Source organism: Paenarthrobacter sp. 2TAF44, from assembly GCF_052114885.1.
Lineage (GTDB): Bacteria > Actinomycetota > Actinomycetes > Actinomycetales > Micrococcaceae > Arthrobacter.
Genome location: NZ_JBFRFP010000014.1, coordinates 44,905 through 62,128, shown reverse-complemented (window position 1 = coordinate 62,128; position 17,224 = coordinate 44,905). Strand labels below are relative to the sequence as shown.

General features: G+C 60.0%; 11 protein-coding genes and 1 pseudogene. 5 read left to right on the top strand and 7 right to left on the bottom strand.

Going from position 1 to position 17,224, the window contains the following annotated elements; all coding sequences use genetic code 11:
* Window positions 1–104: 104 nt before the first annotated feature.
* The 3 genes from AB4Z15_RS15090 to AB4Z15_RS15080 all read right to left on the bottom strand — a co-directional run bounded on the left by AB4Z15_RS15090 (window position 105) and on the right by AB4Z15_RS15080 (window position 4,335).
* On the bottom strand, window positions 105–1,268 hold the full coding sequence (locus AB4Z15_RS15090; RefSeq protein WP_442017906.1) for an iron-containing alcohol dehydrogenase: 1,164 nt from the start codon (window positions 1,266–1,268) through the stop codon (window positions 105–107).
* 123 nt (window positions 1,269–1,391) lie between these two features.
* Complete coding sequence (locus AB4Z15_RS15085) at window positions 1,392–2,951, bottom strand: FAD-binding protein (protein ID WP_442017905.1); 1,560 nt, start codon at window positions 2,949–2,951, stop codon at window positions 1,392–1,394.
* Window positions 2,952–3,075: 124 nt separating this feature from the next.
* A complete protein-coding gene (locus tag AB4Z15_RS15080; RefSeq protein ID WP_442017904.1) occupies window positions 3,076–4,335 on the bottom strand; it encodes an ABC transporter substrate-binding protein in 1,260 nt (419 codons plus the stop codon).
* 241 nt (window positions 4,336–4,576) lie between these two features.
* Here AB4Z15_RS15080 and ahlD point away from each other — a divergent pair, with 241 nt between their 5' ends.
* The 5 genes and pseudogenes from ahlD to AB4Z15_RS15055 all read left to right on the top strand — a co-directional run bounded on the left by ahlD (window position 4,577) and on the right by AB4Z15_RS15055 (window position 12,296).
* Window positions 4,577–5,398 carry an N-acyl homoserine lactonase AhlD gene (ahlD, locus tag AB4Z15_RS15075; RefSeq protein WP_442017903.1) on the top strand — a complete coding sequence of 274 codons (822 nt, stop codon included), beginning with the start codon at window positions 4,577–4,579 and terminating at the stop codon, window positions 5,396–5,398.
* A gap of 1,731 nt (window positions 5,399–7,129) precedes the next feature.
* Window positions 7,130–9,289, top strand: a pseudogene (locus tag AB4Z15_RS15070) (amylo-alpha-1,6-glucosidase).
* A 304-nt stretch (window positions 9,290–9,593) separates the two neighbouring features.
* A complete protein-coding gene (locus AB4Z15_RS15065) occupies window positions 9,594–10,373 on the top strand; it encodes an electron transfer flavoprotein subunit beta/FixA family protein (RefSeq protein WP_442017902.1) in 780 nt (259 codons plus the stop codon).
* A 12-nt stretch (window positions 10,374–10,385) separates the two neighbouring features.
* Window positions 10,386–11,360, top strand: coding sequence for an electron transfer flavoprotein subunit alpha/FixB family protein (locus AB4Z15_RS15060; protein WP_442017901.1), 975 nt, complete (start codon window positions 10,386–10,388; stop codon window positions 11,358–11,360).
* Between the two features lie 3 nt (window positions 11,361–11,363).
* Window positions 11,364–12,296 carry a cytochrome b/b6 domain-containing protein gene (locus AB4Z15_RS15055; protein WP_442017900.1) on the top strand — a complete coding sequence of 311 codons (933 nt, stop codon included), beginning with the start codon at window positions 11,364–11,366 and terminating at the stop codon, window positions 12,294–12,296.
* A gap of 131 nt (window positions 12,297–12,427) precedes the next feature.
* On the opposite strand, the gene AB4Z15_RS15050 is transcribed toward AB4Z15_RS15055, so the two are convergent.
* Genes AB4Z15_RS15050 through AB4Z15_RS15035 form a run of 4 tightly spaced genes read right to left on the bottom strand, consistent with a single transcriptional unit; the run spans window position 12,428 to window position 17,220 of the window.
* The gene (locus AB4Z15_RS15050; RefSeq protein ID WP_442017899.1) at window positions 12,428–13,261 is read right to left on the bottom strand and encodes an HpcH/HpaI aldolase/citrate lyase family protein; all 834 of its coding nucleotides are present in this window, start codon (window positions 13,259–13,261) and stop codon (window positions 12,428–12,430) included.
* A 1-nt stretch (window position 13,262) separates the two neighbouring features.
* Window positions 13,263–13,796, bottom strand: coding sequence for a MaoC family dehydratase (locus tag AB4Z15_RS15045; RefSeq protein ID WP_442017898.1), 534 nt, complete (start codon window positions 13,794–13,796; stop codon window positions 13,263–13,265).
* A gap of 18 nt (window positions 13,797–13,814) precedes the next feature.
* Window positions 13,815–14,978, bottom strand: coding sequence for an acyl-CoA dehydrogenase family protein (locus AB4Z15_RS15040; RefSeq protein WP_442017897.1), 1,164 nt, complete (start codon window positions 14,976–14,978; stop codon window positions 13,815–13,817).
* Entirely contained in the window at window positions 14,971–17,220 is a 2,250-nt protein-coding gene (locus tag AB4Z15_RS15035; protein WP_442017896.1) for an acetyl/propionyl/methylcrotonyl-CoA carboxylase subunit alpha, read from the bottom strand. Before AB4Z15_RS15035 ends, AB4Z15_RS15040 begins: the two co-directional genes overlap by 8 nt.
* Window positions 17,221–17,224: the final 4 nt, after the last annotated feature.

Here is a 17,224-nt window from a genome sequence, read left to right as displayed (position 1 = left end):
ATTTGGGTGTCGCGACGATCGACAGGAACCGCTGATTGCGAGCTTGGGCATCTGCTGCGCTGCACGAATGAGAACCACGTGTTCTCAGCTTTATATGCCGCTCGCTAATAGGCCTTCTGTAAGAGCTCCCTTACATCATCGGCTGATACCGGCCGCGGTGCTTGACGAATGACGGCTTCCGCCTCGCCCATCGTCGCGCGAACAACGTTCTCCAACGCCTCCGGGCTCAGACCAAATTCACGGATTTGCCGCGGTACTCCCAGCTTGTCGAAGAGTAGCTCCAGCTCCTCAGGAGCCGGCATCGCGTTCGTTGCTCCTCTTGCCGCCGCCATGGCGGTGGCCATAATGGCCTGTTGGCTTGCGGTCGCTTCAGCGTAGAACCGCATAACGTGCGGCAGCGTGATGCAGGACGTTACGCCGTGAGGAACGCCGGCCGCACCCAACTGGTGGCCTATAGCATGGGATAACCCCACTGGTACGTTGTGAACTCCGACCAGTGACATCCAGGCCGCCTGCTGGCAGCGCAGAGCCGCTTCGTAGTCATGAGGGTCAGACGCCGTCAGAGGAAGATCCTCGGCCAGGGTGCGGAGGGCCGCAGTGCACAGCGCGGTGGTGAACGGATGTGCATTCGTGGCATAAGCAATTTCGACCGCATGATCGATGGCCCTGACACCGGTTGTGATCCACAATTTCCTGGGAGTTAAGGCACACAGCTCCGGATCCAGCACAACAATCCTGGGTGTAAGGGCGAGGTATCTGGTCAGTTCCTTGGTGTTGGTCGTGTCGTCGACAAAGGCGGCAACGCCATTCCACTCTGCCGCCGATAACGTTGTCGGCACGGCGATGACAGGAAGCGGGATACCTTGCAGCTCCGGCAGCCCGTGGGAAATGCTGTAGCGCAGGAAGTCCTGCTCCGAATGAATACCCTCCCCCACTCCCAAGGCGGTGAGCTTTGCCGCGTCAACAGCGGACCCTCCGCCGACGCCTATCACGACGTCGGCATTTGCGTTCTGAGCAATCTCCACAAGCTCAGCTAGTCGCTTGACTGGGTTATGGGCCTCGACCCTGCCATAAACCGCGACGGCTCTGGCTCCCAGCTCACTGACGAGATCATCGAATTGTTGGGTGGCGCTGATTGACTTGCCTGCTACGAGAAGAGCACGTTTAAGTCCTCGCCGCTCCAGTTCAGCGGGAATTTGTTGGATAGCACCACCGCCCTCGATGACTCGTTCGATACGCGGCATGTCGAAGACACGTGGTTGACTCATTCTTTCCTCCAATAGGGAATGGCACGCCCCATTCCCGGGGCGTGCCAACTCCTGTTATCTAGTTTTGACCCCGCATGGGGACTTGGCGAGGTAGCCCCGCGGCAGGCCTCTCACCTGCATCAGCTACCGTCTGCTTCCGGCTGCCTCAGCAGCCTTCGATGCAGCTTCGGACTCCGGCACTGCGGGGATGGCCGAGCCTTGGCTGTCTGCCGCCTCAGCAGCACGGCTGGCAGGTGGAGTCGCCGGTCCCGAAACGGAAGCGTCGCTTGATTCCAGCTCGTTCAGGTAGCTCACAGCGTTTGCCCCTGCGACTCGACCAAAGGTCATGGAGCGAATTGACGACGTCGCCGGCGGGTACTCGTGGTAGAACAACCCCGTGATTTCGCCCGCTGCGTAGAGGCCTGGGATCGGCACTCCCCCGCCGGAGATGACCCTCGCCTCGGTGTCTGTCTTGAGCCCACCAAAGGTGAACGTGATCCTCGCCTCAAGCGGATATCCGTAGTATGGCCCGGATTCGATCCGATTCGCCCAGTTGGACTTTGGCGGGACGAGACCTTGGGTGCTCAACCCGTCAAGGATTTCTGGTTGGAATGGTCCGCCGGCGGTGGCGGCGTTGAATTCCTGAACGGTGGCTTCGAGTGCTTCCGGGCTGAGACCCAGCTTGCCCGCCAGTTCAGCCAGCGTCGCGCCCTCCTCAGGCTCCATATCGGTGGTCTCGTAGACCCAGCCTGGACGCATGCGTTCCATGACTGGCTTATCAGTGATGAAGTAGGCCTTCTGGTTCTGGTTTTTCCAGACTTCGTATGCCAGCAGTTCGAAGTGGGCAAACAAGTAGTCTTCGCCCTCATCGAAGAAGCGCTTGCCCTGTTGGTTGACACAGATGCCGTAGTTGTGGCCCCAAATTACAGAGTCAGGGCGGCTGGTCCGGGAGTCGACTACCTCCGAGTGGAACATGTCGAACTGTCCGGCGGTGTCGGCCCCGATGTCCATGGCCATGCGGATCCCGGCGCCCTTGTTGCGGTGCAGCCCCGGAACGATTGGCTTAATGTCGACGGCGTTGTTGCCAAGGTACTGCGTCAACATTTCGGGGTTGCCTTCAAACCCGCCCGATGCAATGACGACGGCCTTTGAGCTGAGCGTTCGAAGAAGCCCGTCCTTACCGCGGACCACTACGCCGTTGACACGCCCTTCATCCGAGATGCTGAGCTTCACTGCCTCGGTTTCGTAGAGGATTTCGGAATTATCGAACTTCTTGAAATGCGCGAGGAGGTTATTGACGATTTGAAGGCCGCCTCCGACCGGCCATTTGATGCTCTTGTCCGTTTCGTATTCAAGAGCGACGTCGTTTTCCCAATGCTGGTACAGCTCAACCCCGTGGGCTTCCAGGTACTTGATGGTTCCGGGGACTTCGCGCTCGAGTGCAAGGCAGTATTCCAGGTCAGCCAGCCCCTTGGAAGTTTCCTGCACTCGGTCCTTCCAGGATTCGTCGAGCCTGCCGTCTTCGTAGACGCGAAGCCAAGCCATGGTCCAGCGGGACCCTCCAGACCGTTCGTCTTCTGCTCCAACTTCGACCAGCGCTACCCGGCCTGACCGTCCTTCGTCGGCTGCTTTTTCGCAGTAGCTCAGAGCCGCGGAGGCCCCGGCAAAACCGCTACCAATTACGACCAGATCATACTCAGACATTTCTCGTATTCTCCATCCATCATCTTTGATGTCTGTCAGCGCATCTGACAGCTTCTTGGGTTTGTTTTTTGTTGACTACCGCTTCCGGTGATCGGCTACCTCAGGAGCGGCGAATGCCTGACTTCTACGGCTTCTTCCAAGCAAAAGGATCACTTGGCTTCTCGAAGAAAGAGTCAAGCTTGGTTCCTGTAAGCCAGCCGCCCCTGGGTTCCAGCCAGCCGTCGGCGTTGGGGTCACAGTTCGACCCAAGCGCCTCCTTGGCTTCGTCGTAACTTATGGGAGACACGCTGAGAACGATGGACTGAATTTTCGGCCCCTGCTGCTGAAGGATCCGGACTGCGGTCTCGATGCCAAGTTCCATCTCACCCTTGGGCGGCCAAATGTTGTAGCCAGTGTCAGCGAATTCCGGATGGTTCACCCAATAGCACGCAGCTCCTGTTTCGCCACCGATGTTAATCGGAACCACGGGACGGCCAGACTGCTGCAGTGCCTGCAAGGCGCCGGTAGCGGAGGCAGGCTGAGCGACGATGCCGTCGAGCTGGCCCGGGTGGGTCGCTAGAAACTTCTGCACCTCGGTCTTTGTCACCGGCGCTGACCACATCCCGTTTACAGAGCCTACAAGCTTAACCTCGGGGTATTCCTTCAGCGCATCTTGAACCCCGGCTTCGAAATCGATGGCATTTGTGGCTCCCGGTACACCCTGAACATCCAGGACGTTGCCCTTGCCACCGATCTTGTCGAAGACTGACTTCGCAAAGACGCTTCCGGCCTGACGGTAGTTGGTCACGGCGCTGACGGCATAAGGTGAATCCACATGCCCACTCCATGCAACGAAAGGTACACCCTTTTCATGAGCGTACTCAATGGACTGGTTCAGGGCGGTTTTTGCTGAGCAGCAAGCGATCAGGATGTCGGCACCTTGGTCTACGAGTTGCCGGATCTGCTGGTTTTGCACCGTGTCGTCGCCCCCCGATTGGGCGACGATCACCTCTTTGATGAGGCCAGCCTTCTGGTACCGCGGAACTATATCCTTCATCAGGTGGTCCATGGCCGTTGTCTGCCAGGAATTGCCCGCATAGGGACTTGTATAGCCAATGGTCCATGGTGCAGGCCCCTTGGGCTGCCATGATTCACCGTACGGCGTTTTTCCGGTCAACGCGTCAGCATTCTGGTAAGCGGTCTGTGCATCAGGCGGAAGGGATGACAATGCTGACTCGAAAGACGTTGAAGTCCCAGAACCACCCGCCGGACCAAAGTCATTACCGCCGCCGCCACAGGCAGTGAGCGCCAAGACCGATGCCACGGCAAATGCCCACCCCGCACGCCTGGCCAGTTTCTTCCCGCTGCCGGGAGAAGAAACGCAATCGTGGTCTTCTTTGACCATTCTGAACTCCTTATAGGTTGGCTGACAGCCACTTCAACGTCAGCCGGCGACGGATACGCACCAACTCGTTTGTATGAAGAACGAATGTATGACAATCATAACGAGCTGTTCCATGAGTATAGGTATGACGCAGGTCACGCGCAATAGCTTTTGCGTGCAAGTGCCAGTCTTGATGATCGGCCGATCGTCTGACAGTATGGCGATCTACTGCTGTGACCTTGATGTTAGGGAATGGAGTGCGATGACGATAGATCAGTTGAAGGTCCGTGTTCTGGAGACCGGGGTAATGGAAGCCGACATGGCGTGGCTCCTGTTGAAGCCAGGAAGGATCATCGCGGACCGCAACAATAAGGAACGTCAGCGTGAGTGGGGCGAAATCCCAACGCATGCAGTCCTGATTGAACACCCCGAAGGACGCATTCTCTGGGACACCGGCGTCCCCCGTGATTGGAGTTCGCGCTGGCAAGAGAGCGGCATGGACAACTTCTTTCCGGTCAAGACTGATGCATCCAGCGCATCCGGTTTCCTGGACTCTTCGCTCGCACAAGTCGGCCTTGAGCCCTCGGACATAGATTTACTCATCCTTTCCCACCTGCATCTTGATCACGCAGGTAACGCGCGGCTCTTTGACAACGGCAAGACCAAGATCGTCGCGAACCGTAAGGAACTGGAGGGAGTCAAGGAAATAATGGGCCCGCACCTCGGAGGACACCTAAAAGCGGACTTCGAAGGTCTTAACATCGATGCCATCGAGGGCGATACCGAAATTGTCCCTGGGGTTTCCGTCATAGACACCCCTGGCCACACTTGGGGAACAATGTCACTTCAGGTCGACCTGCCGGAGGACGGGACCAAGATCTTTACCTCGGACGCAGTCTACTTGCGGGACTCCTTCGGCCCACCAGCCGTTGGCGCCGCAGTCGTCTGGAATAACCTCCTCTGGCTTGAGTCAGTAGAAAAACTTCGGCGAATCCAAGAGCGGACGAATGCCGAAATGATTTTCGGGCACGAGTCCGAGCAGACCAGCCAGATCCGGTGGGCACAGCAAGGGCACTACCAGTGATTCTCTACGACTTCCGTTGCGTCGAGGGACACGATTTCGAAGCAGGCCTCACTTCGATGTTTGCCGACGATCCGGCTTGCCCCTTCTGTTCTTCTGCAGCGAAGAGGAAACCTCCGCGCATAGGCCTGAGTGGCCGAGTCGATCCCGGGCCATCAAAAGAGGACCGTCCCCGCAGCTGGCAACAGGTTAACGGTGGAGACCCGGAGACTGTCCGCGCATGGCAACGAAGCATTGAGAAAAGGGAAAAACTCGAAGAACAGTACACCGAACTTGCTGGAGACAATCGGCCGGTGCTGGCGCACGAGGGGATCTTCGCTCGCCAACCCCTCAGAGCTGGAGACGACATCAGCGTGACAATGGCACAGACTGCAAAGTCGGCGGAACCATAAGCAGGGATAATCCCCCGCGCTCCTTCACCCCGAGGTGCCTCACAGCGCTCTGTACTTTCCAGCGGCGGCGCAGTTGGCGACAGCATTCTCTCCTGCATCCACGTCTGCGCCTTTCCCGGCCAGGTGGCGAGCCAGCGTGAGGCCCCTTTTTTCTCACAAGTGCTGTGGCCCAAGCCGTCACCGTCCCCAGCGCCCAATCAAAAAAACTTGGTGAGCACCGAATCGGATATCTGCAGCGCGATTCGAGGGCTCACGGAGGGCGCCCCATCGTCGACCTCCTAAGCCATTGGCGATGCGGGCAGTCGAACAATTCAGGTGTGTACAGCATCCACAGGACCTCCGATCGCACAAGCGGTCGGACACGAGGGCCTAATGTCCTGATAGACACGAGCCTTCAGCGACTTCCGACGAAGATTCCCCTACATCATGTTGTGTTTCGCGGGCCTACCCATGAAGAGGTGTAGGCCAACCACGACCTACCGGACGCACCAAAGAGAGGATCGCATAAACCCAGCTCACAGCATGCGGAGGGCCCATCAGCCAAGACCCTGAACCCGCTCCCCCACAACTTCACAGGCGACCCGCGGCGCCAGGCACACCCCGCGGCCAGTGTCAGAGGGACCTGACCACCCAGAATGTCCACACGTTAAAGCAAAAACCCCCTCTGACGAGGGGGTATGCCGTGCCCGAGGTGGGACTCGAACGGGATTTCCGGGCCTTGCAAACACTGGGAAGTGGCGGGAACATGCGAAAACCGGGCCAGTCCGGCGGCTGTACGAGGCAGTCCGAATCGAAAAGTGTGGACAGTGTCCACACTTCTTTTTTGCTCGGTCGGGCACCGAAAGAGAAGATCCAGCTCATCCCTGCAGTCGTATCCAGCACCTGAAAATCGGAGCCGACTGTTCTGCAGATTGCCTGCTCCTTGGCACCCTTTCCGACCCTGTCGAACAACCCAAAACCGACTGCACTCCGCCCCCCGGAACAAAGAAATATCCAACTCAATGGCTGCACCTCCTTCATTAAGAGCATGGCGGAAACTATATCGAGCATCATGACAAGACGTTTGGGCCGGTCCGACGGCAGATGTCCATTATCGGCAGTCGGCTACGTACCTGACAAAAGTGCTGCCTTCGGAAATCCGCGCTTCAGAGTGCGCGGATCCAAATGAGATCGTAGACCAGGGCGGAGCTCGGCGCAGGCCCACGTTGACATCGGGCCGTCCAAGCGGCACTGGCGCCCCTTAACGAGCAAGAGTAGCGTCCATAGCAGAAATGGCGCCTCTGAAGCTGCTCACTTCCCGGGCGCCCGTGCTCACCAGAGTCAGTCTCATAAAGGGGACGGGATGGCTGGATGGAATGCTGACACGGCTGCTGGTCCCCTTGGGGCCGGAACGGTCACTTTGGTGGAAGGATCCTCCTTCTGCATTTCTGACCCGAACGGGGATATCCGCCCCGAACATCCGCACGGCGTCTTTTTCAGGACACTCGCATCCTCTCCCACTGGATGACGACCATCGATGGCCAGCCCATTGAACCACTGGCCGCGGAGACGAAGGAACCGTATCGGGCGCTGTTTGCCGGCCGGGTGCCTCGTTTGGACGGCCACACGGACAGTCCGCTGATCGTCGAGCGCCTGCGCGAAGTGGGCGCAGGCATTCAAGAGCAGGTCACTCTTCGCAATTTCTCGAACGAGCCTGCCGAATGTGTGGTCTCCCTGAAAGTCGAAGCCGACTTCGCCGACCTTTTCGAAGTCAAGGACGCCCGAATTCAGCGGCGTTGGGACCAAACGTGCCACGTAAACGGCGACACCCTGACAATCAGGGCTGCCTGGCAGGACGTTCGGAAGGGCATCCTCATCCAGGCACCAGGAGCCGACATCACGCCGGAGGGCCTAGGCTATCGAGTCACGGTTGCCCCGCATAGCCAGTGGAGTTCCGTCATCACTGCGGTGCCGAGCAGTGAGGCGACAAGTCCGCCGCGCCGCCGTCGTTCATTCATCTTGATGCAGAAGGCATGTCCGCAAGTGACCGCCGCCGACAGGGATGGGTGGCGAAAATTCCCGTGGTCCGCGTGGGAAACCGCTCGATTGAACGGACGCTGCGACGGAGCTATGACGACCTCGGTGCCCTTCGCATCGAAGATCCAAACCATCCGGACCGTGTAGTGGTGGCGGCAGGGGCGCCCTGGTTCATGACCCTGTTCGGCGGGGACTCCCTGCTGGCCTCGCACATGGCCGCGCCGTGGATCCCTCCCTGGCATTGGGTACACTTCAGACGCTGGCCGACCGCCAAGGTACGGTAGTGGACGCGGTGAGCGAGGAGGAACCGGGCAAGATCCTGCATGAAGTAAGGCTCGATGTCTCCAGTGGGCTTTCCCTGGGCGGCAAGTCCGTCTACTACGGGAGCGTCGACGCCACCCCCCTTTTCGTTTGCGTCTTGGGCACAGTCAGCCGGTGGGGTTTCGCCAAGGAGACCATCGCCGCCCTGCTACCGCACGCGGACCGGGCAATGAACTGGATCCGCGACTACGGAGACAAAAGACGGCGACGGGTTCGTCGAGTACAACCGCCTCAACCCCGAGGGCTCATCAATCAGGGCTGGAAAGACTCCTGGGACGGCATCAACTTCGCCGGCGGCATACTGACCGAGCCGCCAATCGCGCTCTGCGAAGTACAGGCCTACGTCTACCAGGCACATATGTCCCGGGCATGGATGGCGTACGACGACGGCGATATGGCCTTGGGAGACGAACTCGCCGACCGCGGGGCAAAGTTCAAGAAACAGTTCAACGAGCAGTTCTGGATGCCTGACCGCGGATACTACGCCATCGCCCTGGATGGGAAGAAGCGGCAGGTCGACGCCTGCGCCTCCAACATGGGCCACTGCCTATGGGTCGGTCTCGTGGATGAGGACAAGGCACCCCTGGTGGCCGAACGGCTGATGTCCCCCGAAATGTTCAGCGGCTGGGGTGTGCGCACCCTCGCCACCAACATGGGCGCCTATAACCCGGCCAGCTATCACAACGGCTCGGTCTGGCCCCACGACAACGCAATCATCGCCCAAGGACTCATGCGCTACGGCTTTGTGACCGAGGCGCAACGAATCTCCACCGCGCTGCTGGAGGCAGCGGAATTCTCCGATGGCCGATTGCCGGAATTGTTCTGTGGTTCAGGCGGTGAGCGATTCAAGGCACCGGTCCCCTACCTAAAGGCATGCTCACCGCAAGCCTGGGCGGCCACAGCGCCGATCCTGGTCGTAACGAGCCTGATGCAGTATGACGCTCACGTTTCCCTTGGCGGCGTCTGGATAGATCCCGCGCTGCCCAAGTCCTACGGGGACCTGCACATCCTCAATGCACCCATGGCAGGCGGCCGAATCTCCATAGACGTGACCAAAAACAAACCGTCAATCCGAGGACTGCCCAAAGGAATAGTCTTTCACCGCGGGCACCGGCCCTCAATGACGGAGCTCGTGGAACAAGTGGGCCCCATTGCTATGGCTTAGTTCGCAGCCACGTCGGTCCGAACCGTGTCGGCAGCCCAGCCCAAATGGCCGTTGAGGAACTGACTTTCAGGCGTCTTGATCTTTCCCGCTCAGGCCCCCTACTTGTATCCGGCCACCTCGCGTCGACCTGACACGATGCACAACCCAGCCATCGCCAAACCCTAAATTTCACGCACGGTGACCGGCTGCGTTCGCCCCTGTTGCCTGTTGGAAAGCGGGTTACTAGTGTGGCGGGCAACCCAGGCCCCCAGCTGTTTCATTACGTGCCTGCCGTGGCAGACCCAGTTCCACAAGGAGTTGTTCAATGAAGATCATCGTTCTGATTAAGCAGGTGCCAGATACGTCCGAGGACAGGCGCCTTGATTCTGCAACCGGCCTTCTTGACAGAAGCTCAACCGAAGGCGTGATCGACGAAGTCAACGAGCGCGGCCTGGAAGTGGCTCTCCAGTACAAGGATTCCCACAAAGGAACTGAAGTCGTGGCCTTGTCCATGGGGCCACAGGGCGTCAGTCAAGCTCTTCGAAAGGCCTTGTCCATGGGAGCTGACTCAGCCATTCATGTGCTGGACGATGACCTTTCAGGCGCGGACGCTGTTTGGACATCGAAGGCGCTTTCGGCCGCTCTGAAAACAACTGCCTTTGACCTCGTCGTGGCCGGAAACGAGTCGACCGATGGGCGCTCTGGATCCGTTCCGGCCATGGTGGCTGAACGCCTTGCACTTCCCCTTCTCGGTTCGATCAGGGCAGTGGACATTCACGGCACCTCGGTCACGGGCCAGCGTGAAGTTGAATCAGGCACGCTCAGCGTCCGCGCTTCCTTGCCGGCAGTTATCACGGTTACTGAGCGTTCAGCAGAGGCGCGCTTTCCCAACTTCAAAGGCATATTGACGGCGAAGCGAAAACCCGTGAAGACCTTGTCCCTGGCGGACCTGAATCTGGATCCCTCCGAATGTTCAGCCGCAGCACGCTCAGTGGTCGTTTCCGTTGCAGCACGCCCGGCCCGTCAATCAGGCAAGAAGATCATCGACAGTGGTACCGCCGGTGTTGAGCTTGCGGAATACCTTGGCGCCCGCCAGCTGCTCTAAAGGAGGACAAAAATGTCAAACGTACTAGTGCTCGTTGAACTTTCCACCGAAGGGAAGATCTCCCAAAGTGCCGGCGAATTGCTCGGCCTGGCTTCAACACTGGGCACCCCTGTCGCCGTTCTGGCCACACCCCGTGTGGCAGCTAAGATAGTGGCGGAGCTGGGCTCCCTCGGAGCCCAGCACATTTTCCTTGGCCAAACCGAACCGGAACCGACGCTGCTCCTGACACCCCAGGTTGAAGCTCTCTGGCATGCTGTTCAACAGTTCGAGCCCTCCGCTGTGCTGGCCTCAAGCTCAATTGACGGTCGTGAAGCAGCCGCTCGACTGGCCGCACGCACGAATGGAGCCCTGCTTACCAACGCTGTCGCGGTTCGACTCGAAGGTGAACGCATTCTGGCCACTCATTCAGTCTTCGGCGGCTCATATTTTGTGGAATCCGCTGCCGAAGACGGGTTGCCCATCATCACAGTCCACCGCGGCGCCCTGGAAGGCAGGGCACCTGAAGCGGTCCCTGGAGTCACCATCCATCACTTGACCCTCAGCGTGGAGGCATCCGGGGTCATCGAAGGAACCACACCCGTCCTCGCCTCGTCCCGTCCCGATCTGCGCACGGCTGAGAAGGTTGTGTCCGGCGGTCGGGGCATGGGTTCCAAGGAAAACTTCGCCTTGGTTGAAGAACTCGCCGACGTGCTCGACGCGGCGGTGGGCGCCTCTCGTGCCGCCGTAGACGCCGGCTACGTTGCTCAAAGCTCCCAAGTCGGGCAGACCGGAGTCACTGTAACGCCGCAACTTTACGTCGCCCTCGGAATTTCTGGAGCTATTCAGCACAGGGCGGGGATGCAGGGGGCAAAAACAATCGTGGCCATCAACTCCGACAAGGACGCACCAATTTTCGATGTGGCTGACTTTGGAATCGTTGGGGACGTTTTCAACGTAGTACCGCAGCTGATGGACGCCATCCGGTCACGGTCACAGGGGCGCAGCTAGGCCATGGCAACCTCAGTGAAAAGTCGGCAAACGACGAAGACAAAATGGACACGACTGGTCGTGACGGCGGCATCGGCTCTGCTGCTGCTCGTTGCGGCCGTCCTGGCAGCGAAATGGTTCACGGCCCTTGACAGTACAGCTTCGTTCCTCCAAGAATTCCCCGGGCACATGCAGCCTCCGGAAGGATCGCAGACCGGCTTTCCCGCCTGGCTCGGTTGGCAGCATTTTCTCAATATGTTTTTTCTAGTGCTGATCATCAGGAGCGGCTGGCAAATTCGGACTGACACCCGCCCAAAGGGGAATTGGACTCGGAACAACAGAGGCTTTATCCGAACCAAAAGGGCACCAACCAAAATCAGTCTCAACTTGTGGCTTCACATGAGCCTGGATGTATTTTGGATTCTGAACGGGATCATCTTCATCGTCCTGTTGTTCTCGACAGGGCGTTGGCAGCGAATCGTTCCCACAAGTTGGGATATTGTTCCCAACGCACTGTCAGCGGGGCTGCAGTACCTTGCCCTGGATTGGCCGACGGAGGACGGCTGGGTCAGCTACAACGCGCTGCAGTTACTCGCCTATTTCGTCACCGTCTTCATCGCGGCCCCGCTGGCTTTTCTCACCGGACTGCGGATGTCCCCGCTGTGGCCAAAACAACTTGGCAACCTCAACCGGATATACCCCATGGAAGTCGCCCGGGCTCTCCACTTTCCGGTGATGATCTACTTCGTCGGGTTCGTCGTCGTTCATGTGGCCCTGGTGCTCGCCACAGGCGCCTTGCGCAACCTTAATCACATGTACGCATCAAGCAACGAGGACAACTGGACCGGATTCTGGATCTTCGGCGCTTCGCTGATCGTTATGGTCGCCGCTTGGTTCCTGACCAAGCCCCTATTCCTGCGTCCCGTGGCCGCACTGACAGGCTCAGTCACCCGCTAAGAACATCCATTGACAACCCCCGACGGCGACAGAGCCGTCGGGGGTTGTCTTCTCCAGCGCAACAATGCGGGCTCCCCGCTTCCGGTTAACTGGAGAAGCGAAGGGCCCCCGTAACTCGACGAGGGCCCTGCCTACTTCATGAGATTTGCCCTGATGAGGGTTGCATGGGCGTGCTTAAGGATCGGCCCGTCAACCATCTTTCCGTTGAAGCTGAAGACGCCGTTGCCTGCCTTCGCTGCTGCCCCAAGGAGCTTGGATGCGGCTAAGACTTCATCAGGAGTGGGTGCGTAGGCGCCACGTACGATACTTACCTGGTTTGGGTGGATACATGCCTTCGATCCGAACCCGGAGGCGACAGCGTCGGCGGCCTCTAAGGCCAAACCACGAAGGTCCGCGATGTCAACAAAGACGGAATCAATGACTTCTTTGCCGGCCGCACCAGCGGCAAGAAGCACCGCTGACCGTGCGTGCATTGCGACAGCACGATATCGGCCCCGACCAGTCCTGCTTGACTTTCCGCCCAGCGATGCAACCAGATCTTCGGCGCCCCACATCAGGGCAACGACGTTGGGCTCAGCTGCAATCTGGGATGCATTGACGATGCCGGCAGCTGTCTCGCAAAGGGCGATGACGGCGTAGCCATGCAGACTTCGGCACTGGGAAGCCTGTTCAGCCTTAGCCAGCATGATGGTGCGGTACGGCGTCTGAGCCAGACACTCGAGGTCCTTGGTGAGTTCTTCCGTTCCGGCTGGATTTATCCGGACAATCGTACGGCGTGGGTCGAGCGCGGAGCCGGGTGCCTGCCTCAGGATAGCCAGGCGGGCGAGTTCTTTATCTCCCGGCGCCACGGCGTCCTCCAAATCCAGGATCACGGCGTCTGCCCGTTCGGCTGCCTTCTGGTAGCGTTCGGGCCTGTCAGCTGGGCAAAACAATAAAGCCGGACCCGGTACGAGATTCGTCGTCATGTTACTCCCCCTGCTGCAAAATGTGCGCTCTTCTGGTCCACATCAGGCTGCTCCTCGTCGCGACGGCAACCACCTTCCCGTCCTGGTTGCGGCCCACGTGTTTCATCGTCACGATTCCCTGTCCGGGTCGGGACGCAGAGAGGCGCTTTTCACTGATAACCGTCTCCGTGTAGAGCGTGTCACCGTGGTGGAGCGGATGAGGGAAAGCGATGTCCGTCAGTCCGAGTTGGGCGATGATGGTGCCTTGCGTCAGCTGGGGCACGGACTGACCGACGACCACAGCCAGGGTAAACATAGAATTCATCAGTCGCTGACCAAACGGCTGCCCAGCGCTCCATGCCGCATCCAGATGAAGGGCCTGGGTGTTCATGGTCATGGTCGTGAACAGTACGTTATCCGTTTCCGTTACTGTCCTGCCGGGCCGGTGCGCGTAGACGACGCCTTCTTCGAGTTCATCGAAATACAGCCCCCGCTGTTCAATGATGCGCTTGCTGGGGCAAGGGGCAGTGGCGGGGTTTTTGATCTTTTCATCCATGAGTGTGGCTACTCTCAGCTACAAGCCGAGTTCGCGGGCGATCAGCATCAGCTGGACTTCCGTGGTGCCCTCCCCCACTTCAAGGATCTTGGAGTCGCGGTAGTGGCGTGCCACGGTGAATTCGTTGATGAAGCCATAGCCGCCGAATACCTGGGTGGCATCCCGCGCGTTGTCCATGGCTGCCTCGCCTGCGACCATCTTGGCGATGGCCGCCTCCGTCTTGAACGGCTTACCGGCCAGCATCCTGGCGGCCGCGTCGTAGTACGCCAGCCGGGCGGTGTGGGCCCTGGCCTGCATCCGGGCGATCTTGAAAGAGATGGCCTGGTACTTGCCGATATGGTGCCCAAAGGCGCTGCGTTCCTTGGCATATTTGACCGACAGGTCAACGCAGCCCTGCGCCGCCCCCGTGGCCAGCGCAGCGATCGCGATTCGGCCCTCGTCCAGGATGGATAGGAAGTTCGCGTAGCCGCGGCCCTCCTCACCGAGGAGGTTCTCCTCCGGGACGCGGACATCCTTCAGGGTCAGCGGGTGGGTGTCCGAGGCGTTCCAGCCCACCTTGTTGTACGCCTTCTCGGCTTTGAATCCCGGCGTGTCCGTGGGCACCAGGATGGTGGAGATCTCCTTCTTGACGCTCCCGTCCTTGCGCTCCTTCTGGCCCGTCACCGCCGTGACGGTCACCAGCCGGGTGATGTCCGTCCCGGAATTGGTGATGAACTCCTTGTTCCCGTTAATCACCCAGTTCCCCGCCTCACGCCGTGCGTGGGTCTTGGTGCCGCCCGCGTCGGACCCGGCTTCCGGTTCCGTCAGCCCGAAGCCGGCGAGGGCCTGCCCCGAGGCCAGCAGTGGTAGCCATTCCTCCTTCTGGGCGTCAGTACCGAAGCGGTAGACCGGCATGGCGCCAAGGGAGACCCCGGCCTCCAGGGTGATGGCCACCGACTGGTCCACCCGGGCCAACTGCTCCAACGCCAGTGCCAGCGCAAAGTAATCCCCACCCATTCCGCCGAACTCCTCCGGGAACGGCAACCCGAAGAGGCCCATCTCGGCCATCTGGGACACCACTTCGTAGGGGAAGCTGTGTTCCTCATCGTGCTTGGCGGCGGCCGGGGCAACGACCTCGTCCGCGAACTCTCGGACTGTCTTGCTGAGTTCCTGGTACTCCTCGCTGAGGTCAAAATCAGCCATGGTGTTGCTCCATTTCATTATTGGGATCTGTTCTTTGTGCCTGGTTCGCTGGCAGATGCGATGGTTGGTCCTCGGCCGGAACGGAATCGTGGGGATGAATTGTTGCCACCACTTCCTCGGCTTTTACGAGGTCACCGGTGCGGATCGTGAGGTGGACGGTGCCAGCCAGCGGTGCCAGGAGTTGGTGCTCCATCTTCATGGCTTCGACGGCCAGCAGCAGCTGGCCTTCGGCGACGATTGCTCCGTTGCTGACGGCTACCGAAACCACAGTTCCGGGCATGGGCGCGCGGACCTGCGGATCTGCTCTGCCTTCGTCCCTCTCAATGGCGGCAAGCACGTATGCGAGCCGAGATTCCCGGCTGAGGATCTCCAAACGGCATCCCCACCCCCCGTTACCAAGGAACATTTCGCCAGGAAGCGCTGAGCTTGTTTCCCAGGAGCGGGCCCTGCCCGATGAGGTACTTTGGGGCTCGCCGGGACCGGATCCGGGAACCATCGCGTAGATGGAGGCGTCGCCATCCAGGGTGAGCTGAAGCCTGGCATCTGCCAGTGCCGCCAACGAGGCCGTCCGTTCGGGGCCATCGTTGACGCGCACCAGGACCGAAGCCGACGGCCGGATACCGGTTATCTGTACGGATGCTAATTCGCCGGAGGGTGTCTTCATGGTCACCCGCCATGGCGCCTGTCTGCCCAGCCTCCAGCCGTCAGTTTTGCCCCACGCACTGTTCCTGTCCCGTTCCGATCCGGAAACTGCTTGGGTGAAAGCCCAGATGTAGACGGCAGCGGCCGCCAACTCAGCGTCGTCGACGTGCCTGAAGGTGAAACCGGGCATTTTCCGTTCGATCAGACCTGTGTCGAGGCGCCCTGCGTAGACGTCGTGGTCATTCATCAGCAGTCTCAGGTATTCGACGTTGGTGTCTACGCCCAGCAAGGTGTAATCCGCTAAGGCCTCATTCAAGGTTTGGATCGCCGCTTTGCGGTCCTCGCCCCAGGCGATGACCTTTGACACCATGGGATCGTAGTTGGAGGAAATTTCGAGTCCTTGCAGCAGCGCAGAGTCCACGCGGACGCGTTTGCCTGCCTCTCCAGTAGGTTTTTCGTCAAGCAGCAGGACCGTACCGGTGGCGGGAAGGAAGTTCTTTTCGGGGGTTTCGGCGTAGACGCGTGCTTCGACAGCGTGGCCGGTTAGTTCGACGTCGGCCTGGGCCACGGTGAGTACCTCACCGGCGGCGATCCGGACCTGCCATTCGACGAGGTCGACGCCGGTGACCATTTCGGTGACGGGGTGTTCGACCTGGAGGCGGGTGTTCATTTCCATAAAGAAGAACTCGTCGGGGGCGTCGTCGGAGACGAGGAATTCCACGGTTCCCGCGCCGCTGTAGTGGACGCTGCGGGCTGCCTGGCACGCGGCTTTGCCGATCCGTTCCCGCACCGCGTCGCCGTCGGGAAGGGATTCCAGTAGCGGAGAGGGTGCCTCCTCGATGACCTTTTGGTGCCGGCGCTGCAGGGAACACTCACGCTCGCCCAGATGGATGACGTTGCCGTGGTTGTCCGCAAGGACCTGGACCTCGATGTGCCGCGGCGTGCGGATCAGCCGCTCCAGGAACAGCGTGTCGTCCCCGAACGCGCTGGAGGCGACCCGCCGTGCGGTGACCAGGGTGGCTGCCAGGTCCAAGGGACGTTCCACGATGTGCATCCCTTTCCCTCCGCCGCCGGCGGAGGGTTTGATCAGGAGCGGGAACCCGACGGCGTCCGCGGCCTCGACCAGTTCGGCGTCGGTCATGCCCGGCTCGGCGATGCCCGGCACGACGGGGACTCCGTAGCCGGCCACGTGGTTTTTGGAACGGATCTTGTCACCCATAACGTTCAGGGACTCCACCCCCGGGCCAATGAAAGCGATTCCCGCGGCTTCGAGGGCACGCGCGAAGCCGACGTTCTCACTCAGGAACCCGTAGCCGGGGTGGACAGCCTGGGCGCCGGTCTCCAGGCACGCCCGGATGATCGCCTCGATCTTCAGGTAGCTCTCTGCCGCCGCGGCGGGACCGATCCGGATGGCCGCGTCGGCTTCGCGTACGTGCCGGGCATCGGCGTCGGCATCGCTGTACACGGCGACCGACCGGATGCCCAGGGCACGCAGGGTCCGGATCACCCGGCAGGCGATCTCGCCCCGGTTCGCTACCAGTACGGTACCGAACAGTGCCGGCTTCACGGTCGGCTGAGTCAGTTGGGGTGCTTCAGTCATTGCT

Bases quoted from the DNA above. Each gene is read 5' to 3' on its own strand.
- AB4Z15_RS15035 (WP_442017896.1), bottom strand. From the start codon at position 17,220: ATGACTGAAGCACCCCAACTGACTCAGCCGACCGTGAAGCCGGCACTG.
- AB4Z15_RS15060 (WP_442017901.1), top strand. From the start codon at position 10,386: ATGTCAAACGTACTAGTGCTCGTTGAACTTTCCACCGAAGGGAAGATC.
- AB4Z15_RS15065 (WP_442017902.1), top strand. From the start codon at position 9,594: ATGAAGATCATCGTTCTGATTAAGCAGGTGCCAGATACGTCCGAGGAC.
- AB4Z15_RS15040 (WP_442017897.1), bottom strand. From the start codon at position 14,978: ATGGCTGATTTTGACCTCAGCGAGGAGTACCAGGAACTCAGCAAGACA.
- AB4Z15_RS15055 (WP_442017900.1), top strand. From the start codon at position 11,364: ATGGCAACCTCAGTGAAAAGTCGGCAAACGACGAAGACAAAATGGACA.
- AB4Z15_RS15090 (WP_442017906.1), bottom strand. From the start codon at position 1,268: ATGAGTCAACCACGTGTCTTCGACATGCCGCGTATCGAACGAGTCATC.
- AB4Z15_RS15085 (WP_442017905.1), bottom strand. From the start codon at position 2,951: ATGTCTGAGTATGATCTGGTCGTAATTGGTAGCGGTTTTGCCGGGGCC.
- ahlD (WP_442017903.1), top strand. From the start codon at position 4,577: ATGACGATAGATCAGTTGAAGGTCCGTGTTCTGGAGACCGGGGTAATG.
- AB4Z15_RS15050 (WP_442017899.1), bottom strand. From the start codon at position 13,261: ATGACGACGAATCTCGTACCGGGTCCGGCTTTATTGTTTTGCCCAGCT.
- AB4Z15_RS15080 (WP_442017904.1), bottom strand. From the start codon at position 4,335: ATGGTCAAAGAAGACCACGATTGCGTTTCTTCTCCCGGCAGCGGGAAG.
- AB4Z15_RS15045 (WP_442017898.1), bottom strand. From the start codon at position 13,796: ATGGATGAAAAGATCAAAAACCCCGCCACTGCCCCTTGCCCCAGCAAG.